Origin of the sequence: Billgrantia zhangzhouensis, from assembly GCF_021404465.1 — a bacterium.
Lineage (GTDB): Bacteria > Pseudomonadota > Gammaproteobacteria > Pseudomonadales > Halomonadaceae > Halomonas > Halomonas zhangzhouensis.
The window spans coordinates 182,381-199,032 of the sequence record NZ_JABFTT010000002.1; the positions used below are offsets into that span (position 1 = coordinate 182,381).

At 64.6% G+C, this 16,652-nt stretch carries 18 protein-coding genes; 13 read left to right on the forward strand and 5 right to left on the reverse strand.

Features of this window, described 5'->3' with window-relative positions:
* The first annotated feature begins 93 nt into the window (after nt 1-93).
* A complete protein-coding gene (locus HOP51_RS02725) occupies nt 94-1,011 on the forward strand; it encodes a LysR substrate-binding domain-containing protein (RefSeq protein WP_234272407.1) in 918 nt (305 codons plus the stop codon).
* 175 nt (nt 1,012-1,186) lie between these two features.
* Here HOP51_RS02725 and HOP51_RS02730 read toward each other — a convergent pair whose 3' ends face one another.
* Nucleotides 1,187-2,263, reverse strand: a complete 1,077-nt coding sequence (locus HOP51_RS02730; RefSeq protein ID WP_234272408.1) for a bifunctional nicotinamide-nucleotide adenylyltransferase/Nudix hydroxylase — start codon at nt 2,261-2,263, stop codon at nt 1,187-1,189.
* 104 nt (nt 2,264-2,367) lie between these two features.
* Here HOP51_RS02730 and HOP51_RS02735 point away from each other — a divergent pair, with 104 nt between their 5' ends.
* Nucleotides 2,368-3,312 carry a YihY/virulence factor BrkB family protein gene (locus HOP51_RS02735; RefSeq protein WP_267957582.1) on the forward strand — a complete coding sequence of 315 codons (945 nt, stop codon included), beginning with the start codon at nt 2,368-2,370 and terminating at the stop codon, nt 3,310-3,312.
* Between the two features lie 54 nt (nt 3,313-3,366).
* On the opposite strand, the gene HOP51_RS02740 is transcribed toward HOP51_RS02735, so the two are convergent.
* The gene (locus tag HOP51_RS02740; RefSeq protein ID WP_234272410.1) at nt 3,367-4,404 is read right to left on the reverse strand and encodes a Glu/Leu/Phe/Val family dehydrogenase; all 1,038 of its coding nucleotides are present in this window, start codon (nt 4,402-4,404) and stop codon (nt 3,367-3,369) included.
* A gap of 228 nt (nt 4,405-4,632) precedes the next feature.
* Between HOP51_RS02740 and yccX the strand changes: the two genes are divergently transcribed.
* On the forward strand, nt 4,633-4,905 hold the full coding sequence (gene yccX, locus HOP51_RS02745; RefSeq protein WP_234272411.1) for an acylphosphatase: 273 nt from the start codon (nt 4,633-4,635) through the stop codon (nt 4,903-4,905).
* 12 nt (nt 4,906-4,917) lie between these two features.
* On the opposite strand, the gene HOP51_RS02750 is transcribed toward yccX, so the two are convergent.
* The 3 genes from HOP51_RS02750 to HOP51_RS02760 are packed head-to-tail and all read right to left on the reverse strand — an operon-like array spanning nt 4,918 to nt 7,732.
* The gene (locus HOP51_RS02750) at nt 4,918-5,859 is read right to left on the reverse strand and encodes a nucleoside hydrolase (protein WP_234272412.1); all 942 of its coding nucleotides are present in this window, start codon (nt 5,857-5,859) and stop codon (nt 4,918-4,920) included.
* 17 nt (nt 5,860-5,876) lie between these two features.
* On the reverse strand, nt 5,877-6,788 hold the full coding sequence (locus HOP51_RS02755; protein ID WP_234272413.1) for a ribokinase: 912 nt from the start codon (nt 6,786-6,788) through the stop codon (nt 5,877-5,879).
* A complete protein-coding gene (locus tag HOP51_RS02760) occupies nt 6,785-7,732 on the reverse strand; it encodes a D-2-hydroxyacid dehydrogenase (protein ID WP_234272414.1) in 948 nt (315 codons plus the stop codon). The genes HOP51_RS02755 and HOP51_RS02760 overlap by 4 nt, the downstream gene beginning before the upstream one ends.
* Before the next feature lie 154 nt (nt 7,733-7,886).
* Between HOP51_RS02760 and HOP51_RS02765 the strand changes: the two genes are divergently transcribed.
* From HOP51_RS02765 to tolB, 10 genes are all read left to right on the forward strand, one after another.
* Nucleotides 7,887-8,159: an FmdB family zinc ribbon protein gene (locus tag HOP51_RS02765; protein ID WP_234272415.1), complete on the forward strand. Its 273-nt coding sequence runs from the start codon at nt 7,887-7,889 to the stop codon at nt 8,157-8,159.
* Between the two features lie 44 nt (nt 8,160-8,203).
* Complete coding sequence (gene aspS / locus HOP51_RS02770) at nt 8,204-9,982, forward strand: aspartate--tRNA ligase (protein WP_234272416.1); 1,779 nt, start codon at nt 8,204-8,206, stop codon at nt 9,980-9,982.
* A gap of 118 nt (nt 9,983-10,100) precedes the next feature.
* Nucleotides 10,101-10,640, forward strand: coding sequence for a crossover junction endodeoxyribonuclease RuvC (gene ruvC / locus HOP51_RS02775; protein WP_234272417.1), 540 nt, complete (start codon nt 10,101-10,103; stop codon nt 10,638-10,640).
* Nucleotides 10,641-10,794: 154 nt separating this feature from the next.
* Complete coding sequence (gene ruvA / locus HOP51_RS02780; protein ID WP_234272418.1) at nt 10,795-11,409, forward strand: Holliday junction branch migration protein RuvA; 615 nt, start codon at nt 10,795-10,797, stop codon at nt 11,407-11,409.
* Between the two features lie 98 nt (nt 11,410-11,507).
* On the forward strand, nt 11,508-12,545 hold the full coding sequence (ruvB, locus tag HOP51_RS02785; protein ID WP_234272419.1) for a Holliday junction branch migration DNA helicase RuvB: 1,038 nt from the start codon (nt 11,508-11,510) through the stop codon (nt 12,543-12,545).
* Nucleotides 12,542-12,937, forward strand: coding sequence for a tol-pal system-associated acyl-CoA thioesterase (gene ybgC / locus HOP51_RS02790; protein ID WP_338073029.1), 396 nt, complete (start codon nt 12,542-12,544; stop codon nt 12,935-12,937). The genes ruvB and ybgC overlap by 4 nt, the downstream gene beginning before the upstream one ends.
* A gap of 35 nt (nt 12,938-12,972) precedes the next feature.
* A complete protein-coding gene (gene tolQ, locus HOP51_RS02795; RefSeq protein ID WP_201297121.1) occupies nt 12,973-13,650 on the forward strand; it encodes a protein TolQ in 678 nt (225 codons plus the stop codon).
* Nucleotides 13,651-13,662: 12 nt separating this feature from the next.
* Nucleotides 13,663-14,100 carry a protein TolR gene (tolR, locus tag HOP51_RS02800; RefSeq protein WP_234272420.1) on the forward strand — a complete coding sequence of 146 codons (438 nt, stop codon included), beginning with the start codon at nt 13,663-13,665 and terminating at the stop codon, nt 14,098-14,100.
* Nucleotides 14,101-14,131: 31 nt separating this feature from the next.
* On the forward strand, nt 14,132-15,337 hold the full coding sequence (gene tolA / locus HOP51_RS02805; RefSeq protein WP_234272421.1) for a cell envelope integrity protein TolA: 1,206 nt from the start codon (nt 14,132-14,134) through the stop codon (nt 15,335-15,337).
* Nucleotides 15,337-16,632 (forward strand): Tol-Pal system beta propeller repeat protein TolB, encoded by a 1,296-nt coding sequence (gene tolB / locus HOP51_RS02810; RefSeq protein WP_234272422.1) that lies wholly within the window; start codon nt 15,337-15,339, stop codon nt 16,630-16,632. The genes tolA and tolB overlap by 1 nt, the downstream gene beginning before the upstream one ends.
* Nucleotides 16,633-16,652: the final 20 nt, after the last annotated feature.

A 16,652-nucleotide genomic window follows, 5' to 3' on the forward strand; every position in this document is an offset into this window, starting at 1 on the left:
AGCGGCTGGGGTACATTAGGCGCTGCCTCAACAAGATGTCCTGGGGCACGATGAATTCCTTTCGAATCGTGATTGCTGGCAGCGGGAGTCCCGGTGAACCTCGAGACAAAGTGGCTGGAAGATTTCGTGGCCCTGGCCAACACCCGTAGTTTCTCCGCCTCCGCTCGGCAGCGCCATGTCACCCAGCCGGCCTTCAGCCGCCGGATTCGTGCCCTGGAGCAGGCCGTGGGCGTGACCCTCGTCGACCGCTCCACCACGCCCATCAACCTGACGCCGGAGGGGCAGCTGTTCCTGGTCACGGCGCGCAATCTGGTCGAGCAACTCAACGAGTGCCTGGGGCATTTACGCGGCGTCTCCATGGCACGGGAGGCGCTGGACATCGTTGCCGCCCATTCGCTGGCACTGAGCTTCTACCCTGAGTGGATATCACGCCTGCAGGAGGGGCTGGGCGAGCTGCCGACGCGCCTCGTGGCCATGAACGTGGGCGAGGCGATCCATGTGCTGCGCGAAGGCAACTGCGACTTGATGCTGGCCTATCATGACCAGTACGCCACCATGCAGCTTGATGCCGAGGTGTTCCCTTCGTTCTCCATCGGCCAGGTCAAGATGCTGCCGGTGAGCCTGCCGGATGCCAAGGGCAAGCCGCGCTTCAGCCTCGAGAGCAAGGATGCGATTCCCTACTTGGCCTATACCCAGGGCGCTTTCCTCGGCCGCAGCGTGCGCATGCTGCTCAAGAACGACCCGTTGCGCCTGCGCCTGCGTACCGTTTACGAGACCGCCATGGCCGAGGGCCTCAAGGGCATGGTGCTGCAAGGCGTGGGGTTGGCTTGGATACCGGATTTCTGCGTTCGCGAAGAGCTCAAGAGCGGGCGCCTGGTACGCGCTGGCGACGAAAAATGGGACGTGCCGCTGGAGATCCGTCTGTACCGCTGCTCACTGGTACACAAGCCGGGAGTCGAGAAGCTGTGGCGGCAGATGATGAAGCTTCCTCGGGACTTCCTCCAAGCCTGAAAAGCCTGGCTTTCCTGCTGCGCTCGCCAGGCCGCCCCCCGGCGGATCGTCGCTATCCTCATGTAGGCCACTACACTCCGGTAGCTCCGCTCCGGCGGTGACCGGCCTGCCTTCGCTCGCGACGGAAATCCCGTTCTTTTCCAAGCAAGAGTTTTAACGATCCCTGGCTTGGATATCAGATCCCGCCGAAATCGGCCGGCAGGCCGAGAAAGTTCTGGATGATGAAGAAGTGGTCCTCGAACAGGCTGTCGGGTTCGAGTTCGGCCAAAGGCACCCAGCGCGCGTGGTCACCGCCCTTGACTGGCTTGAGCCGGGGAAGCTGTTGGTCGGGGCGCAGGGCGAAGTAGAACGCTTCGGCCAGGGTGCGGCCGCGCCAGCTGCGGTGAGGTTCGTCGAACAATCGCTGGCCGCGTAGCGAGCCCTTGAGTACCGGCTCCGGCACTTTGAGGCGGACGCGCTCGCGCAGCTCGCGAAGGCAGGCGTCGAGCAATCGCTCGTGGGGGTTGATGAAGCCGCCGGGCAGGGCCAGTAGCCCCTTGCCGGGGGCGGCGGTGCGGCGTACCAATAGCACGTGGCCGGACTGAACCACCACGGCGTTGACAGTGACGAAGATCGGCGGGTAGGGGGCATTGCCCCACGCTTGGCGATACTGCTCGAGCAGCCGCTGCTCTTCCATCAACTGCTGGTGAGCGTCGCTGCCGGAAAAATCGCGTAGCGTCTCGCACACGCCTGGCGGCAGGTCATGGGTCGCACCGGTGCTGAGGTAGTCTTCGGTGGAAGAGGGCGAGCGGAACAGCCGCTCACGGATCTGGCTGGCGGAGATGCCATCGACCAGCGGTACGCTGACCGATTCCCACTGGGGGAACAGCGAAAGGTAGTAGCTCGATTGGCCACGACTGGCACCGATCAGGCCGATGCGAGGCAGGCGGGCATGGTGATGGCCAGCGATGTCGCGGACCTTGCGTTGCACATCGCGCACCCAGACGTCATCGTTGTAGAGCGCGTCCAGCAGCGGCACAATTTCCAGCCGTGCATTCTCTTCCTCGTCGAAGCAGCTGCGCAGCATCTCCTGACGCTCGTCGAAGCGCCATGGGTTGCGCAGTGAACGTGCCTGCCAGGCCGAGCCTACCAGCACGATCACCTGCCGCGCCTGACGCAGGGCTTGGTTGATGACGGCCAGGTGGCCCAGGTGAGGTGGCTGGAAACGCCCGATGAAGACGAGACAGTCGAATTCGTGAACGGCATCGCTCATCGGCGAATCCTTCGCTGGTGGCTCGAGGGCCTTATTATGGGCATCGCCCGGCGCCGTCGCAACGCATCCTGGCGGCAGCGCCCGCAGCGCGCCCGGGGTTTGATATGCTGATAAGCGCAACGAACCACGAACAAGGAGACACCGTGCGCCGATTCTCGATCCGCTTCTGGTGGAATACGCTCCAGGCGGCGATCAAGCTATGGCTGGAACGCAACGCTTTCAGCTATGCCGGATCGTTGGCCTTCTATACGCTTTTCTCGCTGGCTCCGACGGTGATCATCGCCGTCACCGTGATCGGTGTGGTGCTGGGCGAGGATGCTGCCCAGGGACAGATCGTCGCGCAGTTGCAGGACACCATGGGCCAGGATGCCGCGGTGGCCATTGAGCAGGCCGTGGCGCAGTCGCGTATCGAGGAGTCTGGCATCCTGCCGACCCTGATCGGGTTCGGTACCCTGCTGGTCGGTGCCACCACGGTGTTCGCTCAGATGCAGTTCTCGCTCAACACCATGTGGGGCGTGACAGCCAAACCCAGCCGTAACAGCCTGTTTCTGTTCCTCAAGCAGCGCCTGCTGTCGCTCACCGTGGTGCTTTCCATCGGTTTCATTCTGCTGGTGTCGCTGCTGCTCGGGGTGGTGGTGAGGGCCATGTTGCAGGCCGCCGACAATCTGTTCCCCTTCGTCGACCTGTTGGCCCGGGGCGTAGAGTTCGCCGTGTCGCTGGCCATGGTGGCGGTACTGTTCGCCACCATCTTCAAGGTGTTGCCGGATGTGGTGCTGAGCTGGCGGGATGTGCTGGTCGGCTCCATCGTCACGGCGGTGCTGTTCGCCCTGGGGCGTTCGGTGATCGCCGCCTATCTGGCCTACACCGCTACGGCCTCCACCTACGGCGCGGCAGGCTCGGTGGTGATGATATTGCTGTGGGTCTATTACAGCTCCCTCATTCTGCTGTTCGGGGCCGCCTTCACCCGCAGCTATCTGTTGGCCAGGGGACGCGAGATAGTGCCCCGCAATAGCGCCGTTCTCGTCAAGCGTGAGCTGGTGATGGGGTGACAAACAGGCAGGGAACGGCGACAGGCCGGGCGGACGTGCCGCCCGGCCTTGGCGTCAGCCGGCGAGGCGCTCGCGTGCCAGTTGATCCGCCACGGCGGCAGGGCTCTTGTCCTCGCTCTGTGCTCGGCTGAAGATCTCGCCCACCGTCTCGGCAATCCGCTCCACGTGGCGCATCACGGCATCGCGATCGTAGTTCTCGTGACACTGGGCTTCCACCTCGATGACGCCGCCAGCGTTGGCCACATAGTCGGGAGTGTAGAGGATTCCCCGGCGATGCAGCAGCTCCGCGACCACGGGGGTGGCCAGTTGGTTGTTGGCTGCCCCGCAGATCGCCTTGGCCCTGAGCCGCCTGGCTACGCCTTCCGTCAGCACAGCGCCCATGGCGCAAGGGGCGAATACGTCGACCTCGGCATCGAAGATTTCCTCGGGAGCGACACTCAACGCTCCCAGCTCATCGCTAAGCAGGCCAAGGCTATCGCGATCGACATCGGTCAGCACCAGTTGGGCGCCCGCCTCGTGTAGCTCCCGGGCGAGGTGGGCGCCGACATGACCGACGCCCTGGATGGCCACACGCAGGCCCTTCAGGTCGTCGCGACCGAAGCGATGGCGCACGGCGCTCTTCATTGCGCAGAACACGCCATGGGCGGTAAAGGGCGAGGGGTCGCCGGTTTCGCCGTCATGGCCAAGGCCGCTGACGTGGCGAGTCTCCTCCCGAATCAGCCGCATGTCTTCCTCGCCACTACCGGAGTCTTCGGCGGTGATGTAGCGACCGCCCAACGATTCGACGAGCCGGCCCATGGCACGTAGCAGCGAAGGGGTTTTGTCGGTGCGCGGGTTGGCAATGATGACCGCCTTGCCGCCACCGAGGGGCAGGTCGGCCAGGGCCGATTTGTAGGTCATGCCGCGGGACAGGCGCAGCACGTCGGTGAGGGCGTCGCCCTCGTCGGCGTAGGGGTAGATGCGCAGGCCGCCCAGGGCGGGGCCGCGGCGGGTGTCGTGGATGGCGATGATGGCTCGCAGTCCGCTGGCTTCATCGCAGCCGAAGACGATCTGCTGATGGTGGTCGAACTCGGGATGATCGAAGACCCGCATGGCGTTATCTCCCTTGTGAGGATGCTTTGTTGTGGTGTGGAGCGCGGTGGGTGGCACCGCTTCCGTTGGGGCGACCGTTGCTTATGGCGAGGCCGCATCCCTATTATCAAGATTAGAGCATTTGCAGGCCCGACTGGAATCGTGCCTGGATATCGGTGCGTTGATGGCAGCGTGCCAAGCCGGCTTGACGCGAAATGTGGGCTCGAACCGTTGAGGCGAGGAGGACGAATGAGCAAACGCTGTGTGAAGGCCCTGGTAGCCGGCAAGGTACAGGGTGTGTGGTATCGCCGTGCAGTGCAGGAGCAGGCGCTGCAACATGGCCTGACCGGCTACGCCAAGAACCTGGCCGATGGTCAAGTGGAGGTAATGCTGTGCGGCGACGGCGAGGCGGTCAACCAGGTTGCCAGCTGGCTATGGCAGGGGCCGCCGAATGCCCGGGTCACTCACGTCGAGCTAGAAGCGCTGGAGTGTCACGACCCGGACAATTTCGTTTGTCTCTAATGCCGAGGAAGCCTAGCCGAGGGTGTCGGCGATCCACTCCACCACGGCCTCACCGTCCACCTCGAGGCACACTTCCGCCAGGGGCGTCTGTGACCAGCGATCCTGAATGAAGCCGCGTCCCTCGGGGGCAAAGAGGGTTTGGCCCTCGGCGATGCCCTCGGTGACGACCGAAAGATGCCCTGGGGCGGTGGTGAACAGCTCCGGGCGCAGCAGCCAGGCCAGCGCGCAGCTGTCGTGGGGGCAGCAGCCGTCGATGCCGAGGAATTCGCGATAGAATTCGCGGTAGAAGGCGTAGCTGCCAGCCAGTACTTTGCCCAGCTCGCCCTGGCCCGCCTCGATGCGCTGCATGTGCGCCTGGCTGAGCACGCAGCGGTGGGTGACGTCGAGCCCGACCAGGGTCAGCGGCCAGCCGGCGTTGAGCACACGCTGGGCGGCATGAGGATCATTGAACATGTTGGCTTCGGCCACGGGGGTGACGTTGCCACCCTCGCGAATCGAGCCGCCCATGATCACCACGCGCTTGACCTTCTCGGTGAGCGCCGGGTCGAGCTGCAGGGCGGCAGCCAGGTTGCCTACCGGGCCGACCGCGACCAGCGTGACCTCGCCGGGGCGGGCGTTGACCGTATCGACGATGAACTGCGCGGCGTTGCGCGGATCTTTCTTCCCCTTCACATCGGGAAGCTCGATATTGCCCAGGCCATTGGCACCATGAATATGGGCCGGCGCCGGGTGGCGCGGATTGACCATGGGGCCGGCGGCACCCTGAGCAACGGGAATGTCACGACCTGCCAGCTCGCTCAGCAGCAGAGCGTTGTGGGTGGCGGTCTCGATGTCGACGTTGCCGTAGGTGGTGGTCAGGCCGAGTAGATCGATCTCGGGATGGCGCAACGCGATGGCGATGGCCTGGGCGTCGTCGACGCCGGGGTCGGTATCGAAGATGATCGGATGCGACACGTTGCCTCCTTGGGGTGTCAGTTGAGAAACCGCTCGACTTCGTCTCGCGACGGGATGCTGTCGGCGGCGCCGGGGCGTTGTACGCCGAGCGCTGCGGCATGAGCAGCGAACGCCAGGCAGTCGGGAAGGGAGCGCTGCTCCTGCAGTGCCGCCATGAAATAGCCGATGAAGGTATCGCCAGCGCCGGTGGTATCCACCGGCTCCACCGGCAGTGCGGGTTGGAAATGACGCTCGCTGCCTGACTGATACCAGGCGCCTTCGCTACCAAGGGTCAGCACCGTTGCTGTATTCGGCAGTCGCTCGTGCAATCCTTCCAGCAGAACATGAGCGTCGCTCGTCTCGGGCAGACCGGCGAGCCAGGCGGCCTCGCCGCGGTTGACGAACAGTAGTTGGCAGGCTTCCAGCGGCAGTGCCAGTACCGTGTCGCTCATCGGCGCGGGATTGAAGGCGATGGCGAGCCCCTGTTGGCGTGCGCATTCGAGCAGTTCGGGCAGGGCATTGCACTCGTTCTGCACCAGTAGCCAGTCATCAGGCTTGGCCGTCTCGCACAGTGCTTCGAGGTGGCGGCGGGTGAAGCCGTGATTGGCTCCAGGGCAGAGAATGATGGCGTTCTCGCCGTGGTCATCGACCTGGATGATGGCATGCCCGCTGGGTTCGTCCACCAGTTCGACATGAGTGACGTCGACGCCGGCGCGGGCCAGCCGGTCGCGTGCCCAGCCGTCCTGGCGACCCAGTCGGCCCCAGTGACACACCTGGCCGCCGGCCAGGGCCATGGCCAGCGACTGATTGGCCCCCTTGCCGCCCAGGCCGACCTGATAGCTGCGGCTGGCCAGCGTCTCGCCGGGATGGACCAGATGCGGCACCCGATAGAAGTGGTCGAGGTTGATCGAGCCGAGGTTGTGAAGCATGGAGTTGTGCAGCATGGTCATGCTCCGTCCCGCTGAGCCTTCCAGCGGCGCAGGTTGTCGCTGGTGAGTGCCACGATGCGTTGGCGTGCTTCGGGGGTGATCCAGGCGTTGTGCGGGGTCACGATCAGGTTCAAGGGCTCGTTCAGGGCGTCGAGCAGGGCGTGTCCATCACGCGGTGGCTCCGCCGGCAGCACGTCGACGCCGAGACCGCCGAGTCGCCCCTGTCGCAATGCGGCAAGTGCGGCTTCTTCGTCGATGATTCCCCCGCGGGCGCAGTTCACCAGCAGGGCATCGGGCTTGAGGGTCGCCAGCCGATCGGCGCCGATCAGGTGGCGAGTGGCGTCGGTGAGCGGGCAGTGCAGGCTGATGACGTCGGCTTCGGGGGCGAGTTCGGCGATGCCGGGACGGCTGTCGGCGGCTTCGTGGCCGGGGCGGGCGGCGAAGTTCACACGCATGCCCAGGGCTTCGCCGAGGGCGCCGACGCGGCTGCCCAGCTCGCCCTGGCCGACGATGACCAGATGCTTGCCTTCGAGCTGTAGCGTGCCGTGGTTCATCAGGCAGAAGAAAGGGCTCTCGTTCCAGCGTTCGGCCGCCACGTCGCGCTGGTAGAGCGGCAGGCGATTGGCCAGGGCCAGGATCAGCATCAACGTGTGCTGGGCCACGCTGGCGGTGCCATAGGCCGTGACGTTGCGCACCTCGATGCCCAAGCGCTCGGCGGTGGCCATGTCGATGTTGTTGGTGCCGGTGGCCAGCACGCAGATCAGCTTGAGTTCAGACAGCGCCTCGAGGGTGGTGGCATCGAGCACTACCTTGTTGACGATGGCTACCTGGGCGCCGGCCAGGCGCTCGCGACTCTGCTCGGTCGTACTGGCCAGGTGGACTTCGAGATCGTCGACCTGTTCACGGATGGCGGAAAGATCGATATCGGGCCCCAGGCTGGCGGCATCGAGTATCACGGCTTTCATGCTGGTTTTCCTTGTGCTGTCGCCGTGGCAAGGCCGGGACAGGCCATGCCAGGCACGTTATACTATCGGGCTTTCACGGCAGGCTTGGAATGTGCACCGCTCGACCCTATATCGCCGTTGGTTGCGCGCTGTCGAATCAGGAGTGAATTGAACCATGCCCATCTATGAATATCAGTGCAAGGCCTGCGGCCATCGTCTGGAGAAGCTCCAGAAGCTCAGCGCCGCCCCTCTGACCGACTGTCCTGCCTGTGAAGCACCGGCGCTTTCCCGCCTGGTTTCCGCAGCGGGCTTCCGTCTGGCCGGTGGCGGCTGGTACGAAACCGACTTCAAGTCCGGCAGCAAGAAGAATCTGGCCGGCGACTCCGCTGGCGGCGGCGGAGAGAGCAAAGAAAGCAAGGCGCCGACCAAAGACGGCGCTGCGGCCTGACCGCGAGACCCTTCAATCGATAACGTTACGAAACAGGATACGACATGCGCAGCCATTATTGCGGCCAGCTCAACGAGACCATGGTGGATGAGACGGTCACCCTGTGCGGCTGGGTTCACCGCCGCCGTGACCACGGGGGCGTGATCTTCCTCGACATGCGCGATCGCGACGGTATCGCCCAGGTTGTGGTAGACCCCGACACCGCCGAGGCCTTCGCCACGGCCGACCGCGCGCGCAGCGAGTATGTGCTGCGCATCTCCGGTCGCGTGCGGCTGCGCCCCGAAGGCACTCAGAACCCCAAGATGCCCACCGGGATGATCGAAGTGCTGGCCAAGGACGTCGAAGTGCTGAATACGGCGGCCACGCCGCCATTCCAGCTTGACGAACATGGCAAGGTCGGCGAGGAGGTGCGTCTCAAGCACCGCTACATCGACCTGCGCCGTCCGGAGATGATCGAGAAGCTGCGCCTGCGCTCGCGCATCTCCCACCATGTGCGCGCCTTCCTCGAAGGGCAGGGTTTCCTCGACATCGAGACGCCGATCTTGACCCGTGCCACGCCCGAGGGCGCCCGCGATTATCTGGTGCCGAGCCGTACCCATCCGGGCAGCTTCTTTGCGCTGCCGCAGTCGCCTCAGCTGTTCAAACAGCTGCTCATGGTGGCCGGCTTCGACCGCTACTACCAGATCGCCAAGTGCTTCCGTGACGAGGATCTGCGCGCCGATCGTCAGCCTGAGTTCACCCAGATCGATATCGAGGCTTCCTTCGTCGAGGAGAGCGATATCATGGGCGTGACCGAGGCCATGATTCGCGAGCTGTTCCAGGACGTGCTCGACGTTGAGCTACCCGAGTTCCCGCGCATGAGCTGGGCCGAGGCCATGGACCGTTACGGCTCCGACAAGCCCGACCTGCGCATTCCGCTGACGCTGGTCGACGTCGACGACCTGATGAAGAAGGTCGACTTCCAGGTCTTCTCCGGCCCGGCCAATGCCGCCGACGGCCGCGTCGCGGCGCTCAAGGTGCCGGGCGGGGCCAGCATGTCGCGTAAGGTGATCGACGACTACACCAAGTTCGTGGGCATCTACGGCGCCAAGGGGCTGGCCTGGATCAAGGTCAACGAGCGCGCCAAGGGCATCGAGGGGCTGCAGTCGCCGATCGTCAAGTTCATGGAGAACGTGATCGAGGAACTGCTCGACCGAGTGGGCGCGGCGGACGGCGACATCGTCTTCTTCGGCGCCGACAAGGCCAAGGTCGTCAACGAGGCCCTGGGTGCGCTGCGGGTCAAGCTGGGCGAGGATCTCAACCTCTATACCCGAGATTGGGCGCCGTTGTGGGTGGTCGATTTCCCCATGTTCGAAGCCGACGACAACGGTCGCCTGAGCCCGCTGCACCACCCGTTCACCTCGCCCTCGTGCAGCCCCGAGGAGCTCAAGGCCAACCCGGCCGGCGCGCTCTCGCGAGCCTACGATATGGTGCTGAACGGTACCGAGCTGGGTGGCGGCTCGATTCGTATCCACGACCAGCAGATGCAGAGTACGGTGTTCGAGATTCTCGGCATCGGCGAAGAGGAGGCCCGCGAGAAGTTCGGCTTCCTGCTCGACGCCCTGCACTATGGTGCGCCGCCCCACGGTGGCCTGGCCTTCGGTCTCGACCGCCTGGTGATGCTGATGGCCGGTGCGCGCACCATCCGTGAAGTGATCGCGTTCCCCAAGACCCAGAGCGCGGCCTGCCTGATGACCGACGCGCCGGGCGAGGTGAGCGGCGATCAATTGCGTGAGCTCAACATCCGCCTGCGCCAGAAGGCCAAGGCGGAAGGGCAGGAGTGAGTACGCCAGCCAGCTGTGCGATGAACGAGACCGGCGCCCCAGTGGCGCCGGTTTCACGACGCCTTCAGGGTGACCAGGCCGGACGCGTATCGAGTGCCCCCGTGAGGGAGAGTGTGTCATGCTGATCCTCGGAATCGATCCCGGCTCGCGCATCACCGGCTACGGCGTGCTCGATGTCGCTACGCCTAAACCACGCTACGTGGCCAGCGGCTGCATTCGCCTGCAGGACGCTGACTTGTCGCAGCGCCTGGCGCGCATCTATGCGGGTATCGCCGAGTTGATCGGCGAGTATCGCCCGGGTGAAGTGGCCATTGAGCAGGTATTCATGTCGAAGAACCCGGACTCCGCCCTCAAGCTCGGCCAGGCGCGTGGTGCGGCTATCGTCTGCGCCGCCAATCACGGCCTGGCCGTGCACGAGTACGGGCCGCGTCAGATCAAGCAAGCGGTGACCGGTAGCGGTGGGGCGACCAAGGCCCAGGTGCAGCACATGGTGGTGGCGATTCTGGGGCTGGACGGCTCGCCCCAGGCCGATGCCGCCGATGCACTGGCCATTGCCCTGACCCACGCCCATGCCAGGCTGGGCCTGGTCACGCAGGGCAGTTTCGGCGGACATCGCTCGCAACGCCGAGGCGGCTCCTGGCGTGATTACCGCCCTTGATGGCGGGTCGGCGGGCTGGGCAAAATAATTCTCGAACACCGTTTACCATGGGCTGGTCAGCCGCTTGAGCGACCAGTATAGTGGCGCCAGGAAGGGGCCTTCGGCCTGGACGTATTTCGGAACGGGATTTATCGGAATGGGACTGTAAGTCGCCATGATCGGACGCTTGCGTGGCACCCTGCTCGAGAAGCAGCCGCCCTGGTTGGTGGTGGACGTGGCCGGCGTCGGCTACGAACTCGAAGCCTCGATGACGACCCTGGTGGCGCTGCCTGGGACGGGGGAGTCCGTCTCCCTCTATACGCACCTCACCGTGCGCGAGGATGCCCATCTGCTGTTCGGCTTCGCGCGTGAGCAGGAGCGGGCGCTGTTCCGTGCGCTGATCAAGGTCAATGGGGTGGGGCCCAAGCTGGCCCTGGCGATTCTGTCCGGCATGGACGAGACGGCATTCATCCGCTGCGTGATGGAGGACGACGCCAAGTCGCTTACCCGCCTGCCTGGGGTCGGCAAGAAGACCGCCGAACGCTTGATCATCGAGATGCGGGATCGCTTTCCGCACTGGGGGCACCCTGGCGCGCCCGATCTTGCCGGTGCCACGGCGCCGACCAGCGAGACTCGGGAGCGGCAGGATCCGCTGGCGGATGCCGAGGCGGCACTGGTCAGTCTGGGCTACAAGCCCACCGAGGCGGCTAAGATGCTCTCGGGGCTGGAAGATGGCCTGACGACCGAAGCCTTGATCAAGGCCGCCCTGACCAGGCGTATGGCCGGCTAGGTCATGCCTTGTCGTGTCCGGCCAGCCACCCGTACCGGTCTGTCGGCTGAAACCGTACCGTTGCCCTGGATGTTTCATGAACGCCGCGAGTGTTCGACATGATGCACAATGACCGCTTGATCGCCGCCGACGAGCGCGAGGGCGAGAATCGCGTCGACCACGCGATCCGTCCCAAGCGGCTAGCCGAGTATATCGGCCAGCCCCGCGTGCGCGAGCAGTTGGAGATATTCATCAGTGCAGCACGTGGGCGTGACGAGAGTCTCGACCATACCTTGGTGTTCGGTCCTCCTGGGCTGGGCAAGACCACGCTTGCCAATATCATTGCCGCCGAGATGGGAGTGGGGCTCAAGTCCACCTCCGGCCCGGTGCTCGAGCGTGCCGGCGACCTCGCTGCCATGCTCACCAACCTGCAGCCGGGCGACGTGCTGTTCATCGACGAAATCCATCGTCTCTCACCGGTCGTGGAAGAGATCCTCTATCCCGCGATGGAGGACTTCCAGCTCGACATCGTCATCGGCGAGGGACCGGCGGCACGCTCGATCAAGCTCGACCTACCGCCTTTTACCCTGGTGGGGGCCACCACGCGTGCTGGTCTGCTCACTTCGCCACTGCGCGATCGCTTCGGCATCGTCCAGCGCCTGGAGTTCTACGACATCGATGAGTTGACCGAGATCGTCGCGCGCTCGGCCCGGCTGCTTGGCGTCGAGTCGGACCGTGAGGGCGCGCGCGAAGTGGCGCGTCGCTCCCGCGGAACACCGCGTATCGCCAACCGCCTGCTGCGTCGGGTTCGCGACTTTGCGCAGGTGCGGGGCGGCGGTTACGTGGATGCGGCCATTGCCGATCAGGCGCTGAACATGCTGCATGTCGACCATCATGGGCTCGATCACATGGACCGCCGCCTGCTGTTGGCCATGATCGAGAAGTTCGACGGGGGCCCGGTGGGCATTGACTCGCTGGCGGCAGCGATCGGCGAGGAGCGCGATACCATCGAGGACGTGATCGAGCCCTACCTGATTCAGCAGGGACTGATGATGCGTACCGCACGCGGGCGGGTGGTGACTCGCCAGGCGTGGCAACATTTCGGTCTGGTGCCCCATGAACAGGCCCTGGATGCGAGCGGCGAGGTGCGTCAGTGAACGATTTTTGCCTGCCGCTGCGTGTCTACATCGAGGATACCGATGCCGGGGGCATCGTTTATTACGTCAACTACCTCAAGTACATGGAGCGGGCACGCAGCGAGTGGCTGCGCCATCACGGTTTCACCCAGCGCGAGCTGCTCGAAGCCGGTATCCAACTGGTCGTGCATCGGCTGGAGTGTCGCTATGCCAAGCCCGCCCGCCTCGACGATGAACTCAACGTCTCGGCAGCCGTCCTGTCGCATGGGCGCTGCCGGTTGAGCTTCGTGCAGACAGTGATGCGTGACGGGGAACCCTTATGCGAGGCGAGGGTCGACATCGCCTGTCTGGATGCCGTTCGTCTCAAACCCACACCCTGGCCGCCGGCACTCGCCGCGGTTCTCAACGGTTAACTGCAAGATCAGCGAGGAAGCCCGTGAACGACTCCATGTCAATACCGCACCTGATCATGAGCGCCAGCACCGTGGTGCAGCTGGTCATGCTGATCCTGGTGATAGGCTCGATTCTCTCCTGGGTAGTGATTTTCCAGCGTACCTTCGTGATGCGCCGGGCACGTGCCGCGCATCAGACTTTCGAGGAGCGCTTCTGGTCCGGTGTCGATCTCAACGAACTCTATCGCGAAACCCCTTCGGAGCAGGAAACCCAGGGCGCCGAGCATGTCTTTCGCGCCGGATTCCGCGAATTCAACCGCCTGATGGCCAAGACCAAGAGCGCCGATGCCATCCTCGACGGCGTCCAGCGCAGCATGCGCGTGGCCTGGTCGCGGGAAGAGGAGCGCCTGACCATGCACCTGGTGTTTCTCGCCACGGTGGCCTCGGCGAGCCCTTATATCGGCCTGTTCGGTACCGTGTGGGGCATCATGGGCTCGTTCCAGTCGCTCTCGATGGCCCAGCAGGCAACGCTGGCCACCGTCGCGCCATGGATCGCCGAGGCACTGATCGCCACCGCCATGGGCCTGTTTGCCGCCATTCCCGCGGTCATCTTCTACAACCGCCTGTCGTCCGAGTCCGACCGGCTGCTGGGCAAGTACGAAGATTTCGCCGAGGAGTTCCACTCCATCCTGCACCGCAATCTGCAGGGGCGCAGCGAAACCGGCGCCGCCTGAGGGAGACGCGACATGCATGGACCGTTCAACCGCGGCGGCCGCCGCAAGCCGATGGGGGAAATCAATGTCGTTCCCTTCATCGACGTCATGCTCGTGCTGCTGGTCATCTTCATGATTACCGCGCCGATGCTGACCCAGGGCGTACAGGTCGAGCTACCCCAGGTGACCTCCGAGTCGATAGAGAGCCAGGAGGATCGCGAGCCCATCATCGTGTCGGTGGATCGTGAAGGTGGCTACTACCTGTCGATCGGCGGTGAAGAGATGAATGTCGACCTCGAAGAGCTGGGCGATCGCGTGATCATCCTGCTCGATCGCCAGCCGGGAACTCCGGTCATGGTGCGTGGGGATCGTTTCGTGCCCTATGGTGAAATCGTGACCCTGATGAGCACCCTGCAAGTGGCCGGGGTGGCCAACATTGGACTGATTTCCGAGCCGCCGCCGCGTGATTAAGCGCCTTTTGCACAAGAAGGTAGGAGACGTGATGGCCCGACGTCAGCGCGGACCTGCGCGTAGAAACGACAAACCTGTCGGCTATGGCGTGCCTGCGCTGCTTGCCATTGGCCTGCATGTACTGGTCGTGATACTCAGCGTGATCACCTTGCCCCAGCGGCAGCCGGTCGAGTCCGATTCGAGCTCGATCGTCCAGGCCACGCTGGTCAGCACCGAGACCACGACCGATCAGGCGCAGCGTGCCGAGGAGGCTCGGGCGCGGGCGGCGGCACGCCAAGCCGAGGAGGAGGCTCGTCAGGAAGAAGAGGCGCGGCAGGCTGAGGAGCAGGCGCGTGCGGAAGCCGAGCGCCAGGCAGCCGAAGAGCAGGCCCGCCAGGCCGAGCAGGAGCAGGCGGCGCGCGAGGAAGAGGCTCACCGGCGGGAGGCTCGTGAGGCCGCCGAGGCGGAAGCCCAGCGGCGCGCCGAGGAAGCGGATCGCCTGGCTCGCCAGCGTGAGGAGCAAGAGGCCGAGCGGCAGCGCCAGCAGGAAGCGGCGGCCGAAGCCGAGCGACAGCGTCAGCAAGAGGCCCAGCGTCGTGCCGAAGAAGAGGCGCGTCGCCAGCAGGAGGCCGAAGAGCAACGCCAGCGCGAGGCCGAAGAGCAGCGCCGCCGTGAAGAAGAAGCCCAGCGTCAGCGCGAGGCCGAGGAGCAACGCCGCCGCGAGGAAGAAGCCCAGCGCCAGCGCGAAGCCGAGGAGCAGCGTCGCCGCGAGGAAGAAGCTCAGCGCCAGCGCGAAGCCGAGGAGCAGCGTCGCCGCGAGGAAGAAGCCCAGCGTCAGCGCGAAGCCGAGGAGCAACGCCGCCGTGAGGAAGAGGCCCGACGTGCGGCCGAAGCCGCGTCCCAGGGGCTCGACCGTGCCATCGAGGGCGAGTCGGATGCAGTAGCCAATGCCCGGCAGGCCCAGGAGGCGGCCAACAGCTTCATCAACCTGGTCCGCCGTGCAGTGGAGCAGGCGTGGGTGATTCCTCCCGGAGCCAGTAGCGGCCTCTCTGCTACCGTTCAGGTGCAGTTGGGTCCCTCGGGTGAATTGTTTGGCGCTACCATTAGTCAGAGTAGTGGAGACAACAGCTTCGATCGCTCCGCTATCCAGGCAGTGGAAGCCGCCGCACCGTTCAACGAACTGCGCCAATTGCCGCCAGCGGCGCAACGTGATTTTCGACAGTTCAATCTGCGTTTCACACCGGGAGATGTACGCTGATGAAAGCCCTGATGACCACCTGGCTGGCTGCCTTGCTGCTGATGTTCGGCACGCTTGCCCATGCCCAGTCCGATCTGACCATCGAGATCACCCGAGGCAGCGATCGGGCGACCCCCATCGCGGTCGTGCCATTCGCTACCGACGGTGAAAGCCTGCCCGAAGACGTGGCCCAGATCATCAGTGACGACCTGGAGCGAAGCGGTTTCTTCGCTCCGCTGTCGCGCGACGCCATGTACGATCGCCCCAGCTCCGGCGATGAGGTCCGCTATGGTCAGTGGCGTGCGCTCGACGTCCGCTATCTGGTCGTCGGTAACGTCAGTCGTGGTGCCGATGGCTATCGCATTCGCTACGAGCTGATGGACATCAGCGGCCAGCGCCGTATGATCGGAGAGAGCGTCAGCGCGGGAAGTAATGAGCTGCGCGGCGGCGCCCACTACATCAGTGACCAGATATTCGAGGCCATCACCGGTATTCGCGGCGCTTTCTCGACCCGCATCGCCTATGTCACGGCACAAGGGGCGGACCAGGACATGCAATTCGCCCTGTACGTTGCCGATGCCGATGGGCATAACAGTCAGCAGGTGCTGAGTTCGCGTGAGCCGATCCTGTCGCCGGCGTGGTCGCCGGATGGGCGCAAGCTGGCTTATGTCTCCTTCGAGACGGAGCGCCCCGCCATCTATGTGCAGGACGTGGGCACCGGCCAGCGCGCCCGCTTGGCGTCGTTCGATGGCATCAACGGTGCGCCGGCCTGGTCGCCTGATGGCCGGCGTCTGGCCATGACCCTGTCGAAAGACGGCCAACCCGAGATCTACGTGATGGACGTGGGCTCGCGCAATCTCGAGCGCATCACCAACAACTCGAGCATCGATACCGAGCCCAGCTGGGCACCGGATGGTCGCAGCCTGATCTTCACTTCCGATCGCAGCGGCGGTCCGCAGATCTATCGTTACAGCTTCGGCGGCGGTCAGGTCGAGCGGCTGACCTTTACCGGCAACTACAATGCGCGGGGCCGCTTGTCGCCGGATGGGGAAGCACTGTTCCTGATTCACCGCAGCAGCAACGGGTTTCAGGTGGCACGTCAGGACCTGGAGTCCGGACGCCTGGTCGTTCTCAGTGACTCACGTTGGGATGAATCGCCTAGTGTTGCGCCCAACGGGACCATGGTAATCTTCGCCACCCAGCAAGGTAACAGCGGGGTGTTGGGGGCCGTGTCGGCCGATGGACGGGCGTCCTACCGGTTGCCTTCGGCGCGTGGTGACGTGCGCGAACCCGCGTGGTCACCATTCTTGAACTAAAAGCAACTACGTGTCATTCG